This is a genomic window from Chitinophaga sp., assembly GCF_035538455.1.
In the GTDB taxonomy this organism is placed as follows: Bacteria; Bacteroidota; Bacteroidia; order Chitinophagales; family Chitinophagaceae; genus Chitinophaga.
In genome coordinates, this window is the sequence record NZ_DATLKJ010000126.1 from 1 (window position 1) to 24,794 (window position 24,794).

20 protein-coding genes are annotated in these 24,794 nt (G+C 44.7%); 14 read left to right on the forward strand and 6 right to left on the reverse strand.

All coding sequences use genetic code 11. The annotated features are described in order from the left end of the window. From VM802_RS15065 to VM802_RS15085, 5 genes are all read left to right on the forward strand, one after another. Positions 1–1,357: RagB/SusD family nutrient uptake outer membrane protein (locus VM802_RS15065; RefSeq protein WP_325531885.1), on the forward strand; the 1,357-nt coding region annotated here is incomplete at its 5' end. A gap of 72 nt (positions 1,358–1,429) precedes the next feature. Continuing rightward, positions 1,430–3,856, forward strand: a complete 2,427-nt coding sequence (locus VM802_RS15070; RefSeq protein ID WP_325531887.1) for a GEVED domain-containing protein — start codon at positions 1,430–1,432, stop codon at positions 3,854–3,856. Between the two features lie 13 nt (positions 3,857–3,869). Next, positions 3,870–5,354, forward strand: coding sequence for an FG-GAP repeat domain-containing protein (locus VM802_RS15075; protein ID WP_325531889.1), 1,485 nt, complete (start codon positions 3,870–3,872; stop codon positions 5,352–5,354). Positions 5,355–5,556: 202 nt separating this feature from the next. Continuing rightward, the gene (locus tag VM802_RS15080) at positions 5,557–6,171 is read left to right on the forward strand and encodes a hypothetical protein (protein ID WP_325531891.1); all 615 of its coding nucleotides are present in this window, start codon (positions 5,557–5,559) and stop codon (positions 6,169–6,171) included. A gap of 146 nt (positions 6,172–6,317) precedes the next feature. Then, positions 6,318–6,611, forward strand: coding sequence for a hypothetical protein (locus tag VM802_RS15085; protein ID WP_325531893.1), 294 nt, complete (start codon positions 6,318–6,320; stop codon positions 6,609–6,611). A 155-nt stretch (positions 6,612–6,766) separates the two neighbouring features. Here the strand turns inward: VM802_RS15085 and VM802_RS15090 are convergent, their stop codons facing one another. From VM802_RS15090 to VM802_RS15100, 3 genes are all read right to left on the reverse strand, one after another. Then, the gene (locus VM802_RS15090; RefSeq protein ID WP_325531895.1) at positions 6,767–7,858 is read right to left on the reverse strand and encodes a serine hydrolase domain-containing protein; all 1,092 of its coding nucleotides are present in this window, start codon (positions 7,856–7,858) and stop codon (positions 6,767–6,769) included. 172 nt (positions 7,859–8,030) lie between these two features. Beyond that, the gene (locus VM802_RS15095) at positions 8,031–9,773 is read right to left on the reverse strand and encodes a RagB/SusD family nutrient uptake outer membrane protein (RefSeq protein ID WP_325531897.1); all 1,743 of its coding nucleotides are present in this window, start codon (positions 9,771–9,773) and stop codon (positions 8,031–8,033) included. 28 nt (positions 9,774–9,801) lie between these two features. Beyond that, positions 9,802–12,930 carry a SusC/RagA family TonB-linked outer membrane protein gene (locus VM802_RS15100; protein WP_325531899.1) on the reverse strand — a complete coding sequence of 1,043 codons (3,129 nt, stop codon included), beginning with the start codon at positions 12,928–12,930 and terminating at the stop codon, positions 9,802–9,804. Positions 12,931–13,396: 466 nt separating this feature from the next. Between VM802_RS15100 and VM802_RS15105 the strand changes: the two genes are divergently transcribed. After that, entirely contained in the window at positions 13,397–14,224 is an 828-nt protein-coding gene (locus VM802_RS15105; protein WP_325531900.1) for a hypothetical protein, read from the forward strand. A 79-nt stretch (positions 14,225–14,303) separates the two neighbouring features. On the opposite strand, the gene VM802_RS15110 is transcribed toward VM802_RS15105, so the two are convergent. Next, a complete protein-coding gene (locus tag VM802_RS15110; protein ID WP_325531902.1) occupies positions 14,304–14,453 on the reverse strand; it encodes a hypothetical protein in 150 nt (49 codons plus the stop codon). A gap of 329 nt (positions 14,454–14,782) precedes the next feature. Between VM802_RS15110 and VM802_RS15115 the strand changes: the two genes are divergently transcribed. Beyond that, entirely contained in the window at positions 14,783–15,676 is an 894-nt protein-coding gene (locus tag VM802_RS15115) for a DNA/RNA non-specific endonuclease (protein ID WP_325531903.1), read from the forward strand. Between the two features lie 54 nt (positions 15,677–15,730). Here VM802_RS15115 and VM802_RS15120 read toward each other — a convergent pair whose 3' ends face one another. Then, positions 15,731–16,900 (reverse strand): sensor histidine kinase, encoded by a 1,170-nt coding sequence (locus VM802_RS15120; protein WP_325531905.1) that lies wholly within the window; start codon positions 16,898–16,900, stop codon positions 15,731–15,733. Positions 16,901–18,086: 1,186 nt separating this feature from the next. Between VM802_RS15120 and VM802_RS15125 the strand changes: the two genes are divergently transcribed. From VM802_RS15125 to VM802_RS15135, 3 genes are all read left to right on the forward strand, one after another. Further along, positions 18,087–18,611, forward strand: coding sequence for an RNA polymerase sigma factor (locus tag VM802_RS15125; protein ID WP_325531907.1), 525 nt, complete (start codon positions 18,087–18,089; stop codon positions 18,609–18,611). Between the two features lie 42 nt (positions 18,612–18,653). After that, entirely contained in the window at positions 18,654–19,010 is a 357-nt protein-coding gene (locus tag VM802_RS15130; RefSeq protein WP_325531909.1) for a hypothetical protein, read from the forward strand. A gap of 323 nt (positions 19,011–19,333) precedes the next feature. Then, positions 19,334–20,023, forward strand: coding sequence for a response regulator transcription factor (locus tag VM802_RS15135; RefSeq protein ID WP_325531911.1), 690 nt, complete (start codon positions 19,334–19,336; stop codon positions 20,021–20,023). Between the two features lie 81 nt (positions 20,024–20,104). Here VM802_RS15135 and VM802_RS15140 read toward each other — a convergent pair whose 3' ends face one another. Next, positions 20,105–21,121: a hypothetical protein gene (locus VM802_RS15140; RefSeq protein ID WP_325531913.1), complete on the reverse strand. Its 1,017-nt coding sequence runs from the start codon at positions 21,119–21,121 to the stop codon at positions 20,105–20,107. A gap of 712 nt (positions 21,122–21,833) precedes the next feature. Here VM802_RS15140 and VM802_RS15145 point away from each other — a divergent pair. The 4 genes from VM802_RS15145 (at position 21,834) to VM802_RS15160 (ending at position 24,792) form a co-directional block, all read left to right on the forward strand. Beyond that, positions 21,834–23,510, forward strand: coding sequence for a tetratricopeptide repeat-containing sensor histidine kinase (locus tag VM802_RS15145; protein WP_325531915.1), 1,677 nt, complete (start codon positions 21,834–21,836; stop codon positions 23,508–23,510). 1 nt (position 23,511) lies between these two features. Beyond that, complete coding sequence (locus tag VM802_RS15150) at positions 23,512–24,177, forward strand: response regulator (RefSeq protein ID WP_325531917.1); 666 nt, start codon at positions 23,512–23,514, stop codon at positions 24,175–24,177. Positions 24,178–24,313: 136 nt separating this feature from the next. Continuing rightward, the gene (locus VM802_RS15155) at positions 24,314–24,523 is read left to right on the forward strand and encodes a hypothetical protein (RefSeq protein ID WP_325531919.1); all 210 of its coding nucleotides are present in this window, start codon (positions 24,314–24,316) and stop codon (positions 24,521–24,523) included. A 47-nt stretch (positions 24,524–24,570) separates the two neighbouring features. Next, on the forward strand, positions 24,571–24,792 hold the full coding sequence (locus VM802_RS15160; RefSeq protein WP_325531921.1) for a hypothetical protein: 222 nt from the start codon (positions 24,571–24,573) through the stop codon (positions 24,790–24,792). The last annotated feature ends 2 nt before the right edge of the window (positions 24,793–24,794 follow it).

The following is a 24,794-nucleotide window of genomic DNA, read 5'->3' on the forward strand; positions in this document are numbered from 1 at the left end:
AGCAGCGCTCACGGCACTTTATAATGGTCTGATGACAGGAGGATACGCCGGATGGGGCAGTGGTAATGGTTCCTGGCATGTGCAGAATAGTATGACCACAGATGAGCTGGTATGCTCATGGGGATGGGATGGCTGGAAGAAGATGAATGACCTGAATTTTGCAGAGAATTTTGGAGAGATTACCGGACATTATACTACGTTGATCAGGAAGGTGTCTGAGTGTACAATTTTTATTGACAAAGCCAATACCGTAACTATGGACGCTGCACTGAAAGCGCGCTACATTGCGGAAGCAAAGGCTTTGCGCGCTCACTTTTCTGCCATTCTGTATAGTTATTACGGACCGGTACCCGTGGTAGTAGATCCCAAGACAGCACAGGATCCGCTGGCGCCATCAGTAGCCCGGCCTACAGACGAATGGATGACCAGCCAGATAGAAAAGGACTATAAAGAAGCGGCGGCGGCATTACCCACTGCCTATGGAACATCGGACTACGGAAGGTTTACACAGGGGGCGGCCTTAACCGGTCTGATGAAACTGTATATGCAGAAAAAACGTTGGCCCGATGCCGTTAGTACCGGCCAGCAACTGCTTGCATTGGGAGACGGAAGCGTTTACCAGTTGCAGCATAAATATGCAGATATCTTCAGCATCAACAATGAAGGAAACAAAGAGATCATACTTGCCATACCTTGCCGCAATGATGCTGATCAAAGCAATATGTGGCTGGCGCATGTGTTACAGGGTGACTATTTTGATCCCGCAGGCCAGGCCTTAACGGCCTGGGGAGGATATAAGATGCCCTGGAAGACTTACGAGAAATTTGATCCGCAGGATGACCGCCTCAGCGTATTACTGAAGAACTACCCGATAGGGAGAGATGCCAGCGGTACATTGAAATATAAGGACGCCAAAACAGCAGGGCTTCCCGGTGCGCTACCTGTCAAGTACAGTCCCGATCCCGCAGCCAGCGGGGAGTCACAGGGAACAGATATGGTGGTATGGAGATATGCTGATGTATTGTTGTTGCTCAGTGAGGCAATGAATGAACAAGGGGGGCCATCCAACGCAGCGATAGACCTTATCAACCGTGTGCGTGTACGTGCCAGCCTTACAGGCTTTGCCTATGGCTCGCTCACACAGGCGCAACTCCGTAGCAGGATACAGGATGAACGCCTCTTTGAATTATGGACAGAAGGAACTCGCAGAGATGACCTTATCCGCTGGGGACTTTTTGTACAGCGGGCGCGCACAGAAGGATCTCCATTCGCGGACACCAACAAGGTATTCTACCCGATCCCGCGCAGAGCCATTGATGAAAGCGGCGGCCTGATCAAACAGAATACAGGATACTAGTTGATAAAAGCCATGGCGGGTTGGGAGGTTACTCCGGCCCGTCATTTTTCTTTCACTAAAAAAATACCAGGTATGAAAATTTTGTTATACCTCGCTTATCTGTTGACCCTGACCATCTTTACATCATCTGCCGCTGCGCAGGCACCGGCAGCGCCATCACAGTTGAAGACGCTCGGCACCAGAACCTGGATACGCCTTAACTGGCTGGATAATGCCGGTAACGAAACCGGGTACAAAGTGTACTGGTCTGCATCGGCAATCAAGCCTGCTACTCCCGGCGCTGTGTTGCCAGCTAACACTATCCGTTATTACATTAACGGACTTGCCACAGATACAAACTACAATGTGTGGGTAGAGGCCTATAATACAAGCGGCGCTTCTGTGGCATTGCAGGCAGCTGTTGTCACCTCGCAGCTATGGACGCTGGACCCCGCTGAAGCCAGTAACCTGTCTATTCCCAGTTCTGCTGCTGTACCAGCAGGTATGCAGCTCTACTGGCAAGACGAATTCAATGATCAGTTGCTTAACAGGAACAAATGGTCTACCAACTACTATTCCACGATCGACTTTAAATCCGGTACCAATCTCTCCGCTATGCTGCATGATTCATTGCCGCAACCAGGCATCATTATGAACGGCAGCACTATCCAGCTGGTGGTGAATGATACGATGCCGGCAAAACCCTACTGGTCCACAAGAAAAGTATCATCTATTCAAACCTACGACTGGCGTACAAATGAACGCTATCTCGATAATCGTCGTGGTGGTTACTACGAGATCAGAGTGCGACGCAGTAATACACCTAATGCCACGAGTGGCCTGAATGTTGTATACTGGCTGGATTCACCCGGCCCCGACCTAAAGTATTACATGGAGCAGGGTAACACTTACAACGGCGTGACAGGTGTAAGACCACGCGGACAAGCCTTTGAAATTGATGTGTTTGAGCAGAGCGGCGAAGCCACCACTACTACGGTCACACCGTTTACTATGCACGGGAATGTGGCCGCCGACGGAACCTTCCAGGGAAACCTCACTACCTATAACGCCACGCTTAGCAGTCAGCAGAACTGGGCTACGCATGGCCTGCTCTGGACAGCTGCAGGAATAAAATATTATATCAACGGTGTGCTGGTGAAGGAATGGAGCAATACCCAAAGCAATATGTCGCCCAATCATTTTATGAATATCTTCCTGGGCAATTACTACGGTTGGACCGCTGGCATGACCAACAGCGCTACCATGGAAGTGGATTATATACGTGGTTATCAGTGGCCTGTAACTACCGGTAATGAATTGCCCAATGAAGGATTCGAATATGGAACCCTGTATCCCTGGAGTGGCGGCGGCACCTTATCACCTACAGCTAAAAGGTCCGGTAACAGCGGACTGGCACTGGCAGCAGGACAATCTGTTGTGCAATACGTTTTCCTGGATCACAGCAGTAATTACCGACTGGGTTATTGGCTGAAAGGCAGTGGTATCTTACAGGTAAAGGTGGAGAATCTGTCGCAGGTAACGGGCGCGGTGCAAAGTACCTTCCTCACCAGCAGCAATGCTGCGGCTACATTCAGCAAAGATTCACTGTCATTTAAGACGGGTAGCGAATATGCGGACCACATGCGTACTGTCAAACTGACACTGACTAATACCGGTAACAGTGCTATAAATGTTGATGATCTCTCGCTGATGAAAGGCGGCGACGGCGGTACTGCTGTGACCTGTAGCGCGGCCGGTGGCACAAATGCTACTGACCGTTATATTACTTCCCTTACCACTGCTAAGGCACAGCATAACATCAGTTATACCAATAGTACTTATCCACCTAACGGATATGGCGTGTATACAGCTGATTCCATTGGTGTCTACAGGGATTCAGCGTTCACGCTGAACATGATCAACAGCACCAACACAAAATGGTCGAGGGTGAATGTATATGCAGATTGGAACGGTAACGGCAGTTTTACTGACAGTGGTGAATTGCTATTTACAGCGGGCGCTCCGAAGCAGGATAACAGTGGTACAGTGCTGAATATAAGCCGGAGCATTACTGTGCCATCCGCTGTTGCCGGTAAAGTGAGAATACGTGTCCGCTTTTATGATGCATGGAATACGGATCCCGGTCCGTGTGGACAGGTTGATTACACCACGACGCAGGACTTTTTTATCAGTGTAAAGACGGTAAGTAGTATGCAGAGAACGCAGCAGGTTATGACAATGAAATCTGCTCTTGTGTTAAATGACAATGCAGGTATTACGGTGTATCCCAATCCTGCGTATGGCAATACGCTCCAACTGGAGGTACAGCTGCCGGCTGCACAGCAATCCCAGATAGGCATCTACGACCTGAAAGGACGCCGTATGTACAATGAGATAAAACTTCTGCCTGCAGGGAGCAGTAAGCTGCAGATCCCCATTGGAGACTGGCCAGCCGGCATGTATATGGTGAATATACAGTATGGTAAAACCAATCTCAGGTATAAGTTTATAAGACAATAACGTAAACGGATATATGAAGGTAGGTAGTTTTCTGTTGCTATTGGCCATCATTATGCTGATGTCCTGCAATCACGGAGAACAGACGGCCCGTCGCGTATGCGCGGGCTGTCATCTTTTCCCGGAACCATCATTGTTGCCGGCAGATATATGGGACCGGCATGTACTGCCACAGATGGCCTTACGGTTGGGAATTACCAGTGAAGTGGGCAATAGGAAATTGTCTCCGCAGGAAGCGGCCCTGGTGCCTGAAAAACCGTTAGTAAGCCGGGCTGAATGGAAAGCGATCAGGCAGTATTATCTTTCTCAGGCTCCTGCTCATCTCACGGATAGTGTGTTTGTACCGGTGAGTGGTAACATAGGATCGCTGTTCTATATACAACAGGTGCAGTTGCCTGCGGAGAAGCCTGCCAGTATCTCCAGTATCCGTATTGATACAGCAGTGCATCAGCTGTATGCAGCTGATGCAGTAAACAATTGTGTATGGTATATTGATGCGACCGGTGTGCCTGTTAGCGCGTATAACCCGGGTGGGGCAGTTATTACAGATATGCAGTTAGCGGGTGGGCAGGTATTGGAAACAAGTATCGGTACTTCGCTTAATCCAACCCCGGAGAAGGTGGGAACCGTTTCCCGGCGTGGGCTGCAATCCGGGAGGAGAGGGGATGTGTTATTGCAGCGCCTGTACCGGCCTGTGCATACTTTGGAATATGATCTCGATGGAGATGATCTGAAAGAGCTGATCACTTGTGAATTTGGTGTGGATGATGGTAAGTTGTCTGTCTGGAGAAATTGCAATGGAAGATATGAAGAGGTAGTATTGTACCGTGCGCCCGGAGCTGTGCGTATCGCCGTTACAGATATGAATGCGGACGGTATGCCGGATATTCTCTGCCTGTTTGGTCAGGGTAATGAACAGCTCCGCTGGTTTGAGAACAAAGGGCATTTTTCCTTTGCATCGCATCTGCTGCTGCGCTTCCCGCCGGTGTATGGCTCTACTGATTTTGCGCTTGCTGATATGGATGGAGATGGCCGGCAGGATATTATATATACTTGTGGCGATAATGCCGATTTTTCGCCTGTATTAAAACCCTATCATGGCATCTGTATCTATCATAACAACGGTAGACAATCATTCTCTCTCTGCACCTTCCTTCCTCAGAATGGCGCGACACAGGCTGTAGCGAGAGATTTCGACGGAGATGGCGATACAGACATCGCAACGATTGCTTACTTCCCTGATACCAGTGCTATTCAACAGGATGAGTTCAGGTTGTATCTTAACAACAACGGGCACTTTGCGACGTTGTCCAATCACCTCGGCAACCTGGGCCGCTGGCTGGTGATGGATGCTGCTGATATCGATGGGGACGGCGACTGCGATATTGCGCTCGGCAGCTACCCGATGATGATGATGGCGCCAGGTGGGTACAGGCGTGAGTGGCAGCAGGGGCCTGGGGTAGTACTGCTGATAAACAAGCGCATGGCAGCCAATCATTGAGCCAGTTACGAAAAATGCCGGACTGGATCATTGGGCGGTCTTTGGCTCTTTTGAGTCGGACCGCCGATGCAACAGGAATGACGCTGCTTGGTAAGTGGGATATGCTGTTGCAGGAATAGCGGGGTAAGTACCGGCTTGCAGATGCTGATTGTTTTTTGCTATCTTACATGGAAGAGATTTTAAACCCCATAAATCTTCCAGGATGTACAGAAGACATTTGTTGCTGCTAGGTATGCTGCTGGCTGTAGCATTACTGCTTACCGCTTTCCTCTCTTATCCCGGAGGATCATCTGTTGATCCTACTACTGTGGGTTTTGACTGGAAGCATAATTACCTGAGTAATCTTTTTGGAGAAAGGGCATTGAACGGTGCGAAGAATGCATCGCGGGCGTGGGCTATCGCCGGATGGTGCATGTTATGTATCACCTACGCATTTTTCTTCATCGACTTCTCAAAGAAAATCCCTTCCCCCGGCGCTGCCGGTGTGATCAGGTACTGTGGCGTATCTGCCATGGTATTTGCTATGCTCATTGTTACACGCTATCATGACCTTGCGCTTACTTTTACTACCACACTCGGGCTGCTAAGTATGTTCTATGTAGTGGTTTATATATTCAGATCACGGCTTACCCTGCTGAAAGTATTTTCAGTGTTGTGTTTGCTGATCTGTTATGTTGATAACTACATCTATTACTCCGGCAGCTTTATACAAATTCTGCCAGTGATGCAGAAGATAAATATGGTGGTGGTTATCTCCTGGATCCTGTGCTTGTACTACTTTACAAAGAAGGAAGACTTCCAGCTGAAGGAAGCGTGATGAGGGATCATATTCACCCTGATACCAGCCTTTAACCATCCATTAACAGCAGTATGGGGAGAAATAACAAACTATACTATTGGGATCCTCGTAAATACTATTACCCCAAAATATTAAGTGTTTATTTATCTCTAAATAATACTGCGATGCGTACTTTATTAAAAGTCACCTGTGAAGTAGAAGCCTCCAATAAAGCCATACTGGATGGCACTCTCCCAAAACTTATACAATCAACAATGGAGAAAATAAAGCCGGAGGCGAGTTATTTTCTTCCGGAGAATGGATGCAGAACGGCGATGTTTGTCTTTGATCTTAAAGATTCATCAGACATACCGGTTATCGGCGAACCATTTTTCATGTTATTGAATGCCAGGATAGAGTTTACGCCTGTTATGAATGCGGAGGATTTGCAGAAAGGGCTTAGCGCGCTATCGAGATAGAAATACCGTGTCAACCGTTGTTGTTTATCCCTGCCCTATAAGGGAACATTCATTTGCGTTGTGAAATGAAGTGACGGGTTATATTATTACGTCTAAACCGTCATAGCAGGTACGATAAGTATACATAGATACATGTGTGTATACTTATCGTATGTCTATTTAGATTTTAGTATATCCAACGCCAGTGCGGCAATATCTTCAGTTACTTTAGTGGGTGAATTGGCGTCACAGTTGCTGAACCCTATTACATAGATGTCTTCACAGGGGATGTAGACGCCCATTGTTTTAAATCCGAAAACGCTGCCCCCATGCGCTCTCACTGCCGTACCATTTATTTCCCTGAGGTGCCAGCCGTAGCCATAGGTGAATTCTTCTCCGTTATTTAATCTGTATTTGGTGAACGCCTTCTTTGTTTCTTCTGCATTGAGCAACAGATTCGTGTTTATCGCGTTTTGCCATTTCAGCATATCGCCGACTGTCGACATCAATGCACCGGAAGAGAAAGGGACGCTGAAACTGATGCTGGTTTTATTTACATACACGCTATCCTTTTTATGGTATCCGTATGCTCGGTTAGGGATTACTTGTCTGTCACTGGCGTAATAAGAATTGCGCATGCCGGCTTTGTTGAAGATATGTTGCTGGATAAAATCTTTGTAGGGTTCTCCCGAAACTAATTCTATAACATATCCTAACAGTACATAGCCGGAGTTGTTATAGGAAAACTTTTCGCCGGGTGCAAAGTCTGCCGGTTCATCTTTGAAGAAGTCCACCATCATGGCGGGCGTCATTACCTTTTGTGCGATAGCGGAAAGGGATTTCATCTGCGTGAAATCCTTGATGCCGGAAGTATGTGTCAGCAGATGGTGCAGGGTTATCTTACCTCCTGACGGATAATCCGGTATATACCTGGAAACGGGATCGTTCACGTGCAGCTTACCCTGTTCTTCCAGCATCAGGATGGCGATGGCAGTGAACTGTTTTGTCATGGAGCCTAATTGAAATACATTTTCTGGGGTGAGGTACACATTGAGTTCCAGATTGGCTTTGCCGAAGGCTTTCTGATAAATGGGTTTACCATGCTGTGTCACCATAAATACGCCGCCGGGGCCACTTTTATCATGGAATACCGTTTGAATCAAGCTGTCTGTTTTCTGTTCGAAGCACTGTGCAAAAACAGTATGTAGCGGATTACAGGTGATGATCCAGACTAACAGCAGGGTATAGATTTGTATTGATCTTTTCATATTCCCCGCAATATCGCGCCAGCGGGGTTAGATGAAATCGAAATGGGACGAAATAGTCTTGCTGTGTGATGAACAGGGAAGTACAGGGATAAGTTCTGTAACAGGCAGAGGCGCCGATAAGGCGCCCCTGCTCCCGAAAGAGAAATATATGGTCAAATCAACTATCGGAATGTTATTGTAAAGGATCGAAATCACCTCCCCAGTTATTATTCTGTTTGAATAGGGGGTTACGATCTAAAATTGTCTTTGGAATACCGTAAATGTAATATTGATCTTTAATCGCGATATTAACGGCATCTGTTGAAATACCCGTGGATGTGAATTTGTTCCACACCGTGCTGATATCAGACAGCGGGCTTACATCAGACTGGCCTGTTTTTAACAATACGGCGATACCGTGGCGTTGCGGCAGGGCCCTCAGGTAGCCAAACATTTTCCATCTGCGTAAGTCAGTCAAACGTTTCCCTTCAAAGCAGAACTCCACAAAACGTTCTTTCTGAAGAGCGGTCCGGACATCGGATTGTATGGTCGCAGTAATGCCATAATTGCCGGGTGTACCGGGTAATACGCCTGCGCGGGCTCTGATCTGTTTTAATATATCCAGTGCGATGGCGGTGTTGCCTGTTTCATTTGCGCATTCTGCATAGTTCATTAATACTTCTGCGTAACGGATTTCAATCCAGTCAACAGCGGCATTATAGACAGTACCTTTATCAATTGTTTTATCAATCGCTTTGATGCGGTAGAAGCTGGAGTTAGACCACAGTGGATCCTGTGTTACGGAATTATGCACGCCTTCAAGTCCGGTGGTTCCGCTGTAATTTGTAATGCTGGTGAAGTATGTCCACAGGTAGGTTTTATCATCACGCATTCCCTTTAAATACTGGTTGGGAGCTCCATTATAATAGATGTTGGCATAAAAGCGGTCGTCTCTGTTGAGAAACAATGTATCGAAGCTTCTGGGCTGAGACTCCCAGGAGGAGCCATCTTTCATAGGGAATGAATTCACGAGTTCCAGGGATGGGCGATCATATCCTACATCATCTTTGGACCAGTTTAAGGGCATCAGGCCACCCTGGAAATACACAGCCTGCGGATAGTTGTAGCGGCGTACCATCACTACTTCCTTGTTTAACTCATCATCCCATATTTTGCTGTAGGGGCTGTATAGCCCTTTACCGCGGCCATCTAAAAACTCTTTGGCTGCTTTATTGGCATCGAAGGCCTTCTGCCAGGAAGCGACGCCTCCCAATCCATTGAACAGAGGGCTTGCATAGAACATTAACACCCTGCCCTTGAAAGCCAGTGCTATACCTTTATCCACCCTGCCGAGGTCATTATCGGTGAAGGCGTCGGGCAGTAATGCGATGGCGTTATCGATGTCTTTTAAGATCTGTGTTACACATTCTGATGTTTTATTGCGTGGCTTCTGCAGGGTTGTCAGATCCGTAGTGGGAGCTTGCGCATCAAGAATAAGCGGGACGCCGCCGTAATTGCTTACCAGGTTATGATAGGCCCACGCTCTCCAGAATAATGCCTGTCCTTTGATCTTATCCTTGTCTGCCTGGCTGATTGAGGATTTCTCAATATTACTCAGCAGAATGTTGATGGTGCGTATGCTGCTGTAAGTACCAAAATCGTCTTGTGAGTCGATGGTAGCAGTTCCTCTGAACCAGTCATTGGTTTGTTTCTGGTAAGCCACACCCTCGTCTGTTGCGTTACCGCTGCCGGATGTGTTCCCTGGCATCAGCTTGGAGTAGATCTGATTTAAATACGCTGTTGCCATATTTACGTCTGACCATACCTGGTCAGGGCCAACAGCAGAGAGATTCGTTTTATCGAGCACCTTACTACAACCCGTCAGTAAGAAAGGAGAGAGAAAGGCAAGTATTGCGGTATTTACGTTCTTCTTCATTTTTTTAGCTTTTAGTTTGAACACACTGTTACAATCTGACATCAATTCCTACTGTATATGTTTTTGTAGTTGGATAGCTCATGAATTGAGAAACTTCAGGATCATACATCTTGAACTTTGTGATGTTGAACAGGTTCGATCCTGCTACAAAGATCCTTACATCTTTCATTGATAGCCTGTTTAAGATGACATCAGGGAGTTTATAGTTGATGTTCAGGTATTTCATCCGTAAAAAGCCTCCGTTATAAACATTGAAAGTAGAAGTCCAGGTATAGCCTGCTGAATGCGGATTTCCTCCAGGGTATAATTTGGGTGTCGTGCCATTTGGGTTGTCAGTACTCCAGGAATCGGCGTGGTATACGGGTACTTTCCCCCCGCCGCCGAAGCCTTTGCCCCAGGGATCGTTGTACGCTATTTTGTACCCGGTAAGGCCGGAGAATAATGCTTCCAGTGTAAGGCCTTTATAAGACATAGAGATATTCAGCCCGTAGGAAATAGGCGCATTGTCTGCCCCAAAGTAGTTGCCGAGGACGATCTGATCGTAGTTGTCTACTTTATTATCGGGTTTCCCGCCTGGGCCGCTGATGTCAGCGAGTAGCATGTCCCCTATGGCAGGCGCTACTCCGTTGATGGTATAACCGGCGGGTAATTTATCCAGATCGCTTTGTGAGCGTAAAATGCCTAAGGCCTGGTATCCATATTTGTATGCCAGCGTTTTCCCATTAGGATTAGCATAATCCTGGGCGTTGGCTGCCACATCTTTCTTTATCACTTTATTGGTGGCATAGGTGAACATGCCCTTTACATTATAGCTGAAGTTTCTGCCGATATTGTTATTGTAGCCGAGTTCAATTTCGATACCGTGGGAATTAACCTTTCCATAATTTTCCGGAGGAAGGGAAGCGCCAAACTCGGTAGGGACGGCTAAGATCCTGCTGCCTAATATATCATAGGAATTGCGTTTCCAGTAATCGAAACTGAAGCGGACGTTCTTTAGTATGGTAGCATCCACACCGATGCCAGTGGAATTTGATTTTTCCCAGGTGAGATTGCTGTTAGGCAGACCTCCATATGTTAAGCGGGGTGCAGGCGTACCGGAGGCGCCGAGATAATAGTTGCCGCTCTGGATAATGTATTGCTCCATCCAGCTCCATCTGCTGTTAGGATCATCTTTATTCAGGATATCATTACCAGTGGTGGCATAAGATGCTCTCAGTTTTAAGAAATCAACTGCGTGACCAATTGTAGATGAGCTGAAGAAGTTTTCCCTGGAAATAACCCAGCCTGCAGATACAGACGGAAACCAGCCCCAACGCTTATCTGGTGCGAAGTTGGTGGAACCATCTCTCCGGACAGATGCGCTGAAAAGGTATTTGGAATCATAGTCATAATTGATCCTGCCTATATAGGATAGTCTTCCAATTTCTGATTCACCGCCACCAGTAGACCAATCAGCATTGTTTGCACTGGTGTACAGGAACTGATCTATTGGAGCGAGCGGAAAATTATACCGCATCAGGTTGAAGTTATTTGAATAACCTTCGTACTGCTCATACGCAAACAGGGCGCCCACAGTATGTTTGCCGAATGACCGGTCGTAGTTGATCTGTGTATTCAGCTGATAACTGTTGGACCTGTCATATGTATTTCCTAAGTAGGGAGTGCCGGGATCGCCACTCATGGTAGCACCAGTTAGTGTATCTGTGTAGATCAGGCCATTAGGACCGGCTTTCTTGAAGTTATATAGCGTTTGTTTTTTGGCAAATGTTTTTACATAGCTATTATCAAAGTTCTTGCTGTAAGTACCTTTTACGCTCAGCCCTTCTACAAAGGGAACTTTGTATTCCGCTGTAACGAGGGCATCTACCTGTTGATTGTTGTTACGCCAGTAACCTCCGTTCTTCATCATTTCTATGGGGTTGCCCAGCCATCCCGGATTATTCGGTTTACCATTAATATAGGGAGATGCGAATACATCCCAGTATAACAGCTTGCCCCAGAGGTTATTCAGGTCATCGGAGCCATAGTCATAGGTGAAATTGAAACGATTACGGGTACCGTAACTGGTGGACATATTTAAGCCCAGTGTGAGATTTTTCACCAGATTGGCCTGTACATTTCCACGCAGGTTATACTTGGAATAGGATACCTGTGGCAGAAACCCGTTTTCTTTGACATAAGATCCGCCAACATATCCCCTGACCTTCTCATTACCGCCTGAAACGCTGATGGCGTAACGCTGGCTGGAAGGATTTGTATAAGCTGCTTTATAATAATTGTCGCCATTGGGATTGTTTTTGAGGACCCAGTTAATTTCCTCGTCGCTGATGCCTCCATTAACTGCTTTGCTTAAATTCAAACCATCTTTTACAGGCATGTATTGTGGCAGTGCACCTACGCGTTGGGTGTTGTAGGTAGCATTAAAATTGACCACTGCCAGTCCGCTCTTGCCTGTTTTGGTAGTTACCAGGACCGCTCCGTTGGAAGAGCGGGAACCATAGATAGCTGCCGAAGAGGCATCCTTTAGAATGGTGATGTCTGCCACTTCATTGGGATCTAATGCATCGAAGCTGGTTTTATCCCTTACCACGCCATCAATCACGTACAATGGCTCAACAGCACTGTTGCTGAATGAAGAAAGAGCCCGTACCTTGATGCTGGAGCCTATGCCAGGCGTACCTGTTCTGGAGCTGACGAACACACCGGACAGACGTCCTGCCAGTGTATTAGACAGATTGGTAGCAGGAATAAGCTGAATGTCTTTGGCATCCATGGTGGATACGGCAGATGTCATTTTAGCGCGCTTCTGCGTACCATAGCCTACAACTATCACATCTGTTAATTCTGTGGTAGCGGGACGAAGTTTAATGATAAGCGAGGAAGTACCGGCCATTGCGAAAGCTGCCTGAAAGCCAGTCATCGTGACTTTCAGCCGGCTACCGGTGGGAACATTTAGTTCGAAGTGCCCCTCCGGACTGGTAATTGCTCCATTTTTGACGTTTCCTTCCTCGCTGACGGTTGCACCAGGCAACGGTGCTCCTGTGGAATCCGTGACAGTGCCCCTGACATTAATTTTGCTCTGGGCATAAATGCGCGTAGCATTCAGGACAATACACAGTAGTGCGATCGTCCATAGTAACGATTTAGACTGGTTCATAAGTGAATTATAATGGTGACTGTGACTAGTTCGCGGAATTATTTATTCATTGTTCTTTCCCATTGATCATTCTATGACATCTTCTTGGCTGACATAAAGTTCAATAACGCCTCCTTGACTGATATAAAGTTCCTTTTAAGTCAAGCGAAATACAACCTCTAATTTGACCATTACGAATGGTATTTTTGCTGGATAATTTCAGTGCAAAATCTCTATGGGACTGTCGTTTCACGTAGAAAATACTTTTTTAGCTGACATCTGACCCGGGCACTCCGTAGAAAATTCTTTGTTCCATTCCAGAAGAATGCATGATATGAATTTTTAAATTGTTAAAATTTATGAATACCTCCTGGTATTGTTGATCGGCGACATAATAACGGAGTTGGTTATACGTTTTTGATCTAAATTGCGACTGAAAAACTTATAGCCAACAAATCCGGAAGATAAGCCTCCGGCCCAACCTGATATGAAGAAGTATATTATTACAGCCGCAGCATGGCTGCTCGTTTCCTGTGCCTTTGGTCAGACGAAACCGCTTATTGGTGTTATTTTCAAAGGAGAGGACAGCACTGGCCGCCAGGATGCGATCAGGAATACAGTGGAAGACGCTTTCCTGCGTACCAAACGCTTTGATTTTGTGGACCGGTCGAAGCTCGACCAGGTGGCGAGCCTGTCAGCCGAGAATGCACAGGTTACCGCTATGCGGGATCTGAGTGCCCAGTACCTGGTAGTCGGTAATGTGGTGAGCGTGATGGATGATAAAAGACAAACCAAATTGCCCGTGTTTGGTACCGCAGTGACTCCGCAGACGGAGATCATCTTCAATGTAAAAGTGGTGGACGTTAATTCCGGCGATATGGTGGCATCCGGCAACTTTGCAAATACCGCCAAGGGAAAGAACGCATTCAACGATGCGCTGATGAGTACCCGCAGTCGCCTCGACAAATTTGTAAAGGATAATTTCAGGCTGACAGCAGCCATTGCCTCTATTGAAGAAAAGACCGCCTATGGCGACGCTGCCAAGGTATTACTTTCCGCCGGAAAAGCTGTTGATCTGAAAGAAGGAGATGAGTTTAAAGTGTACGAGTCTGTGGAAGTGACTGTGGATGGGAAGAAGATCTCCCGTAAGAAGACAGTTGGTAAAATCGTAGTATCCCGGATTGAAGATGAGCATTTCAGCGTATGTACGGTACTGGAAGGGGCTGCTGAAATTACCAAACTGCTGGGCGGCGGTGCTACACTCCGTTGTGAGCTGACCGCTGAAGCACCGAAAAAACTGTTCTTCCAGAAATAAGCAGTGAAAAACAAAACATTGAATATAACTGGTAAAACCCCGCTGATAGGCGGGGTTTTGTCTTTCATAAGGGCAATGCCTATTTAGTACATGCCAGGAAGGAACAGTACCAGGTAGTGTCTATTATGATCGTAAGGCTTGGTCTGAGGGAACCCGTCGCGGTATTGCCACTTAGCCTGTTGATCTTCATGATTTCCAGTTTCAGCCTTTTTGTTGATTGCTTTTTCATAATAACATGGAATGCTTCTATAATCTTAAAAAGCATCAAAAACTTTAGGTTTGAAGTTATTAGTAAATGTACACGGGGGTAGTAGTAACAGATAACAGTGGCAGCTCTCTTCTAACAGGAATTTAAAGGAAAATTATTACGAATTTATTCACCCCCGTGGTAATTCGCTATGGTAGCGCATTGTGTGCAGGTATGAATGATATTGAATAGGTTTCCTTATATAATGGTTAACATTTTATTGTTCACCTATTAACTTTCGCTTAATGCAACCCTTTTAATTTCATTCCGGTTTAGATATCCTATTATTAAATAACCCAAATCTACCCGTAATGAAGAGCATTAATCTGTTATTGTTTGCTGCTATCCTTGTTTTGTTGGCAAACTCCTGTCGTAAAGAAGAAGCACTTTCCCCTGTAATTCCAGGAACAAATTCCGCTTCCGGAGCTCCTGCTTTGACGGAAGCAAGCGCCACCCGCGATGATAACATGGGGCTGGGCAATCCCAGTGGAGCTGGTAGTTCAGATAAGAACAACTACCTCGTTTCGCGTTCTCAGTATGTATTATCCTACAACAATGGAAGAGGTATTGCGAACTGGGTAAGCTGGCACCTGAGCAGCGCCTGGAAAGGCAGCGCTGTGCGTAGTAATAAATTTGTATCTGATGCCAGCCTTCCCTCAGGCTACTTTAAGGCATCCACGTCTGATTACACCAGTACCGGATTTGACAGGGGGCATATGTGTCCGTCAGATGACAGGGATGGCAGTCAGGCGGATAACGATGCCACATTTATCCTTACCAACATTATTCCGCAGGCGCCTAAACTTAACCAGCAGACGTGGCAGCACCTGGAAGCTTATTGTCAGAAACTGGCAGCTAATGGAAATGAGATGTATATCATTGCGGGCAGTTATGGCAAAAGAGGTGTGGGAAGTGTTGGCAGTGCTGAAACCATAGCCAGCGGCAAAATGGTAGTACCCTCTCATTGTTGGAAAGTAATCCTGGTGCTTCCGAATGGAAGTAATGATATCAGCAGGATCACTTCATCCACGAGGGTAATCGCCGTGGATATGCCAAATAACCAATCAGTAACCGACCATGACTGGGGGTATTATAGAACCTCTGTTTCCGAAATAGAGAAGGCTACAGGATATAGTATATTCTCAGCAATACCGGCAACTGTGCGTGAGAAACTTAAATCCAAAGTAGATAACACAGCTATCTGAAATGCTTGATATTAATGATAGTGGGGCATCTCTGAAAAGAGGTGCCTTCTTTATTTACGCCGGTATTTCAATGATAAAACAGGTGCCGCCTTTATATTTTTTATCAATGGTTATAGAACCGTCATGTAATTGAATAATTTCTTTTACGTAGCTAAGTCCAAGTCCGTGTCCGTTAGGTACTACCAGTTCGTGTTCCGGAACCCTGAAATATGACTCGAACACATTGTCCATGTATTTCTCCGGAATTCCAATACCGTTGTCTTTTACTGAAATAATGATAGAACCGTTTGTTTGTGAAGCGGATATGAAAATCATAGGATCTTCGTCTGCATATTTGATGGCGTTTTCAATCAGATTGGTGAAGACATCTTTCATCCAGTTTACATCGAGATCTGCAATCAGGTCAGACGGTATGCCAGATGTATCAAGTGTTGCGTGATGATGGTTGAGCGTGATCATCAGCCTGTTTTTTACTTCGGATATCAATGTTACCAGCTTCACCGGTTGTTTTCTCAATGTTACTTTCCCATCTTTTATTCTTTGCTGAAGGAGTATATTATCAATCATGTCAGACATACGGGATAGTTCCTCTCTCATGATGGTGAGATAGTCTTTTATAGTCTCCGGGTCATGTTGGCTATAATACCGCTCAAGTGACTCAGTAGCTGCTGCCAGTGTGGTTACCGGGGTTTTAAGTTCATGGGTGATATTGTACGTGAAACTTCTCTTCAGCTCCAATAACTTTCTGCTGTCTCTGATATTTCTGTTGAGCAGGCGTAGTATTCCTATCAGTATGACCAGGTAGACGATGGAAAGACCTACCAGCGGCCATAGCCGCAGAATGGCGATATAATTCAGGTCGTGCATATGCAGCTGAAACCGCGTGTGAGCATCATTGCCAACGAGAAAGGATACGCTGGTGTCTATGAATGATTTTTGGAGATCGTGTTGTGGGTATACCGACAGTGTGTTATCAGTCCAATGCAGGAGATGAAAGGTGACTGGGATTTTATTCCTGGCCATTGCTTTTTTTAATAAGCTATATAACGCAGAATCTGTCAGTTCTTTACTGTTGTGTGTGAGTGTGGATCTTAGCTGACCATCTGTATATACCCGCAGGGTGTCGTTATTAAAGATGAAGTGTTTTGGTCTTATGGTGTCTACAATCGGTATGGTAACATTGGGTCTCATTGTAACGTCTGCCTCGTTAGGTATACTGTCCATTTTGTTGAAGTAAAAGTACATCCCGGCGTCTGATAAATTGTATCGGGCAACTGCGGTAACCTTCGCTACCAGGATCTGTTTCTGCTTACTGCATTCAGTAATTAGCCAGATAGCTTGAAATGTGATTACAATTATAATCGCGATAGAAGTAAGGAACCGGATGCTAGCCGGAAAGATGTTTTTCTTCTTTTTGAACATACTGTAAATGTATAAAATAATGTGCTCTCTATCTTATCGTGCATCGTCTGCGTTTTATTAACGCTATTTAACAAATATTAATAGTCTGATAACTAGTCAAGGCTGGTTTGCTGGCTACTTTTGTGTCAATTGTTTTAGGTGACTCTTGCATTAGAATATGCAATTATTCTTACAGATTACCGGTTGATTAACGGTCATGTCGACTGGAAAGTAATGATTCATCATTACTTTATTTATTTCGTTATAATATTCCGGCTGCTTTTTCTAAGGCGGCTTTTTATATTTGAAATTGAATTGAACAGTCTTAACATTACTTCACAATCGTTAACGCTACAATAACTTCCGTATTTATTTGATTGCCGAAATTTGTACTGGATATGGCGGTTTTCAGACTACCTTTTATAGGTAATATTTATTATTAATCTTTGATCTTCACGACAAGACCGTCCTTTCAAGGATGGTCTTGTCGTTTGAAAATACTATTTGAGTAAAGCAGTATCACTGGTTGGTGTTTGTGATTCATGGGATTTAGATCCGGATAAGAATCAATCGCGTTAACTGGTATCTGCTGTTTATGAAACGCAGTATGCCTTTTATGTACCGATGACACTTTGATGAAGAATGAATATATCCTGCTTTATATAAAAACGGAACCCGTGAAGAGTCACGGGTTCACATTAATCGGATCAAAAGTATAACTGTCCCAATGAGATCATTTGTATTGAGGATAATACGTTTAGCGGAACGAAGGTCCTTTAAATAATAAAGCCGGTATGTTATTGGGATGCTAAGTTTTGTTATGCTATGTTAACAGATAATTGTTAGTGTAGGTATTAACATTTGTTAACATTAAATAACATGCTGATAATAATTTGAAGTTCCTCAAATCTTCACTTTTGCCCTGTACTGTCAGTAACTGATCATGTACTGTGATTGGATTGCCGGTAACAGGAACCCGGAATTACTTGAATCAATTTTCAACGAAGTTTTGGATACCATATCTATCATAGGGGAATATGAGTTATTGCAACGTATCTCCGAAGGAGATGAGCGGGCATTCGCCATTATTTTCCGTCGTCACCTGAAAGTGCTGCTGCCTTATCTGAATAAACTTGGTAGAGAAGATGGCATTTTAATTATAGAGGTAACCTTTACTACTGTCTGGCTATGCAGAGATGAGCTCCCGCGGATCAGGTATTTTCGTGAATGGATATTGGCCCTGGCAGCATCGGGATTGATTGATATCATCAGGTATAAACTTGTAGCTGAATGTTTCGGGGGTAACAATAACTGGAAGCAGTTGCATGAACACCAGGGAAGCGGAGGCGTGGATATTATTGACAAGCTAACCGTCAGGCGCGGGCTGATCTATGTGCTAAATCGCTTATTCGGGTTAAGTCCCGCCGGTATTGGGAAGGTGCGATCTCTCTCCATAACTGCAGTGTTGAGATCGATTAAATCTCCTCTAAACGTTGTCAGACGAGCAATTAACCGGGATAAAGCAAGGCGTTAAGCAATTTATTAGTCAATTATGGTAAACGAAAGACTATTATTCTTGTTAGAACTGTATCAGCGGAAGCAGCTTGCTCCCGCAGAAAAATCGGAGTTACTGCATCTTGTCAGTAGCTCTTCACATCCGGATTTATGCCGGGAGGTGGGCTTGCTGATTGATCTGGAGGCTGTCAGGAATCCGGATGGTTATGATGATGAGGGAATGGAGGATGTGCTTCAACGTATTCTTAGTATTGACAGGATTTATGATTCCTCATTCGAAATTGTTCCTGCATCCAAACGTAAATTCCGGCGTAATATTTTAGCGCTTACAATATTACTACTATTGATTGCAGCCTTTTTTTATTACCGGAAGCATCTGGTAGTTGTTACTGATATCATCACCTTTAACGATAATTAACGATAGTTAGCAGTTTATTAACTCAGATGTGGTTTGAACCTGTTTACCTTTAGGATACTAAGTTATTCGACTGTTATTTTTTTTTAGGCTGGGTTTCTTGATTTAGTTATGCTGTTTATCGCATGCAATGTGATCATGCAGTTTACGGTAGGTTGCCATTCCTGGCAACTTTTTTATTGGGGGATTAACAGTCATTAACATTGATTAACCCTATATTAACCTTCAAGTGTCATTTAACAAATATCTTTATTCCTGAAATTTTCTTTATGGGAGAGCAAGAGAGTCACTAAACACAGCTCTTCCGTTTCTTCAATGTTTGTCATATGAATGCGGGTATAAATGTACTTTATCTGGAAGATGAAGTAAGATTAGGTAAGATAACCTGTGATGCGCTTATGAAAGAGGGATTTCAGGTTACCTGGGTCAAAAACGGAGCTGATGGCCTGACCATTTTTAAAAACGATCAATTTGATATTTGCGTAGTGGATATTATGCTTCCTAAGTTTGATGGCTACTCTTTTGTGAAGGAAGTACGGGCATTTGATAGGAAGACGCCCGTATTGTTTCTGACTGCCCGTATCCTGACAGAAGATGTGGTCAAGGGGTTTGAAATTGGCGGGAATGATTATTTAAGGAAACCCTTCAGTATAGAAGAGCTGACAGTCAGAATCAGGGAACTTGTTAAGAGGAGTATTGAGAGGGAGAAAAGTAGCCAGAAGATATTCCAGATTGGGCGGTACACCTTTGACTATGGCAGGATGGAACTGGGAACCGGTGGAAAATCCATCACACTCACCTCGCGGGAGAATGAACTTATCATGCTTCTTATTGAGAACAGGGAGTCTATTGTCCCGCGCCGTAATGCCCTGCTGACACTTTGGGGAAGCGACGACTACTTTAATGCCCGTAGTATGGACGTATTTATTTCAAAAATAAGAAAGTATTTAAGTGCAGATTCCTCTATCGCCATTGTGAATGTGCGGGGGGTAGGGTATAAGCTTGTTGTGAGCTGAACATATTAATCGGATATCTAACAAAAAGGCCCGCAGACAATGCGGGCCTTTTTTAGTTTCTTTAGATATTAAATGCGACATCTAGTTGTTAGGACGGATATAGGTAGTTATAATGTAACTGGTTAATGGCTTCAGCTTCTTGAGATGGTATATGGGATGAAAACCATCAGCCGTATAAAACTCTATTCCCCCCTCGACCTTAACGTACCACACATGTCCTATTGAATACCCGGTGATCGTATCGGGCTGGGTTATCTTCCTGAAAGACTTCAGTTTTGTGCTGTCCAGGGCGAGCACTAAGGTGTCGCCAAGATTTTGGTTGCAGGATACTTCCTGGTAATGGTCCCCTGCCCAGTACATGCAACTTTCCTTGCCGGTCAGGGGCATTCTTGGGTGCTGGTCACGATTTTGATACCAGTAAACGCCTGCTCCAATTATTAGAAATGAGAATATTAGTGTGATCGTAAGCCGTATGTTTAAAACCCGCTTCCGCTTTTCGGGGGGAGGGTCGGTGTCCCGTGGGGTTGGTGTCCCTAGTAACGAACCAAATCCTAGTCTGGTACCGTCGGGTTGCTCCGAACCTCCTGGTTCTTCCTCGGGTACCTCTGGCCTCTTCTCAACAATCTCCTTACTTTTTTCCCGAACCTCCTGTTCATCCTCTTCCTCAACTTCCGGCTTTTCCGTTTTAATACGCTGCTCCATTTCGGTACTTGACGGCGCCAACTCATAATTGGCAGGAACATACCGGTGTCTGTCATTATAAGGCCTGGGCTCAAAATCGATCAACCATGCCAGGAGCTCAATGTTTGTTTCGTCAGGACTGTCAACCTGGCCTCTTAAATAGTTGAGCAGGGGTTTAAACCTGTCTGGTTCATATTTTCTTATTGCCTGAATATAGGCTGCCAGATCATCTTTTTTACCGAAAAAGGTTCTTAATACCTGTTCATCCTTGGCCTCGTATCGTTCCTCACATACCGCAATACATTCGTCTCTGATTTTCGCAGGGGTGGGGTGTATCAGGCGTGGGGATAGCGCATTCTCTGTCTTTTTTCTCTGATAATCTGCAAAGACTGATTTCTGATAATCAATAATAAACATCTCAAAAGTATAAGTAAAACGAACGGAATTTATGGAATCTGTCCGGAATTTCCGGCGTTACCGGAATTCCTTTCGGAATCATTGGAATTATCGGAACCATATGCAAATCAACCACTTACCCCAATCTACCTTTGTCTCGAAATCAATTGATCTCGCATTAGCTAGCGATTCTCACTGTACAGATTGATTTCACCCTGAGCAGCGAAAGCGGCATCTGATAACCGGCTTGGGAAGCGTTTACGGCTTCCGCAATCAATGCTCTCCCCCTCTTCCCAAAAATGGCAGGAAGCGCTTCCTGTCCCTCTCTTCCGGCCCAGCAAGTTGCTGACCGTGGTTTTCCTGACTTTCTAAAACTAACTAAAATGTACTCATTTTTTATAGCCTTGCTTTGGGCATTAGTATGCCCGAACCATACAACTACAACTAATAACAATAATGGTTCACCCGTAATTACAATGGACACCGATACCGGGGGAGAAACAGGACATATTCCTCCTAATCCTCCTCCCAAAGGAAATTAAGTAGTAACGTAAAAATAAGGCAAGCCAAGCTTGCCTTATTTTTTTATAAAAGTAGCTATTGGGAAAAATTTTTATCTTTATCCAGTTCAGTGTGTTGAATGCAGTACCCCAGTCAGTAACCATCAGAATAATCAGAGATATCCTTTTCGTTTGAATTCCTTATTTTTTACAGACAGCCCTAAATTACCACCTTGAAAAAGCATCTTCTCCTCCTCTTATTAACCGCCGGTCTTTTTGCATGCAAAAAGAAGAAAACAGAAATTCCTGTAATAACAACGCCTGATTATAAAAAAGCGGAGTCCTTGTTAAATGTAAAACCCGATTCGGCTTTTTACTATTTCAATAAGGTGGCTACCTCTGCCAGTGACAGCCTGCTGATTGCCAGGGCGTATAACCGCATGGCGGCCATTCAGTCCGATGCCGGAGACTATTTCGGTAGCCAGGAAACATTACTGGCATCACTTAAATACCTGGATGAGCAAAAGGAGAAGGATTTCTACTGCCTGTCTGCTGATTATAATGAGCTGGGAGGAACCAGTTTGAGCCTAAAGAACTATGATGCTGCCCTTGATTATTACAATCATACTTTGAAATTTACCAAGGACAGTGGTTTTAAACAGATCTGTCTTAATAATAAAGCACTTGTCTACCAGAAAAAGCGTGACTATCCCCGTGCTATTGAGATCTACGACTCCATTATTATTAATATAAATAAAGGCAAAAATGATAAAAAGGAGTATGCCAGGGTACTGTCTAACCGGGCCCGGACAAAGTGGCTGCAGGACTCCGCCTATCAGGCTGGCCCGGAATTATTGACTGCTTTACAGATCAGGAAGGACTCGCAGGATTACTGGGGGCAGAACGCCAGTTACGCCCATCTTTCCGATTATTATGCACACGTTCATCCGGATTCCGCATTGATCTATGCAAATAAGATGTATGCCATTGCCCGGCACCTCAACAGTCCTGACGATGAGCTGGAAGCGTTGCAGAAACTGATGCTGCTTGGCCCGCCCCAGCAATTTCAACAATATTTTACCCGCTATCAGTATTTAAGTGACAGCATTCAAACCGCCCGGAATACTGCCAAGAACCAGTTTGCCCTCATACGCTACGATGCAGAAAAGAATAAAGCGGAAAACCTGAAGTTGCAGAAGGAGAACAGCGAAAAGCGGGTGCAGATCATAAAACAATATGTAGTGATTGGCGGCGTAATAGGACTCATGATATTTGCGGCTATCGTGGCGGCAGGTTGGTACCGAAAACGTAAACAGCAGCTGGAATGGGAAACCCAGAACAGGATCCGGGAGCACCAGCTGAAAACCTCACAAAAGGTACATGATGTGGTGGCCAATGGTTTGTACCGCATCATGACGGAGGTTGAATACCAGCCTGAAATTGAAAAAGAAAGCCTGCTGGACAAGATTGACCTCATGTACAAACGCTCCCGTAATATTTCTTATGAACTATCTGAACCCAGTGCGGAAGATTTTCAGACTGAAATAACCAGGTTATTAAAGTCATTTGCCACAGACACCACAAAAGTCTCTACGGTAGTGAAGGATGAAATCCACTGGGATAGAATGAAGGACCAGGCAAAAAGAGAGGTGGAATACATTCTCCAGGAGCTGATGGTGAATATGAGAAAACATAGCTCCGCTAGTAATGTGGTTATCAGATTTGAACAGTCGGGTAACCAGGCCAGTATTCATTATGCTGATGATGGAGTAGGACTGCCGTCAGAATATAGTCCGGGAAATGGATTGACCAATACGGGAAACCGTATCAGGAATATAAACGGTAAGATTACTTTTGATACGAACCTGAAAAAAGGGCTTAAAATCCAGATTTCTTTTCCAATATCATAGTATGATTACAAAAGTATTAATAGCTGAAGACCACGAAAGTGCCAATATATCTGTCCAGAAAACCCTGGAAGAGCTGGAAATAGTTCAGACGGATTATGTCTACTATTGTGATGATGCTTTAACAAAAATACAGCTGGCATTGCAGCATAATGAACCTTATGACCTCCTTATCACAGATCTGTATTTTGAGGAAGACTCGCGTCCGCAGAATATTAATGGCGGCGTGCAGCTTATTCCAGCTATACGTCAGATTCAACCTGATATAAAAATTGTGGTGTTTTCTGCGGAAGACAAACCAACCGCAATTGAAATGCTATTTGAGAAACTGGATATTGATGGCTATGTACGTAAAGCCAGAAATGATGCGAAAGAACTTAAATCAGCCATAGAAGCGATTGATAAAAATCAACGCCATTTCCCCAGGCATCTTTCGCAGATGATCGGGGAAAAGAATACACACAATTTCACGGAGTATGATATTACCATTATCTCTCTGCTGGCAAATGGCATGATGCAGAAAGATATACCTGCTTATTTGAAGGAGAAACAGATACAACCGGCCAGCCTGAGTAGCGTGGAGAAACGGTTGAATGCAATAAAAGATGTACTGGAGTTCTCAAAGAATGAACAGCTGATTGCATTTTGTAAAGATATGGGGATAATATAATAGGCCTATACCTTTTAACGTATATAAATCCCCCGTACCCTTCAATTTTTTTTCCAGAAAAACACCACAATACGGGTTCCCATAAAAATCGTCATTTCCCTAGTTTTAATTTTGATACATAATTAAACTGATCGCTATGAAACAGAACTATTACGTATCAAGAATTGAACAGAGCAATGGAGATCACGAGGTGCATGATCAGCGTTGTACATTTCTTCCCAGCCTGGGAAACAGGTTATATTTGGGAGAGTTTGAATCCTGCCGCGAGGCGATTAACTCAGCCAGGGAAATTTATTCGGGAGTTGATGGCTGCAAGTTCTGCTCACCCACCTGCCATAAAGGGTAGTGTATTCCAGATGAACGCTATTAATACATCTTTCAATCTGCTCTTGCATGAAGACATTTTTACTTGTACTCTGTCTTTTCAATACCGTTAATTGCATCGATGCTACAACTGTCTATATCTGCGATAACAAAAATGTGAGAAAGTACCATTACCGGGCAGATTGCAGAGGTCTGAGCAATTGTCAGTATAAGATCATTTCAACAACATTGGAGAAAGCTATCCGGAGTAAGAAAACACTTTGTCACTGGGAACAGCGCTCCTTAAATTAAGT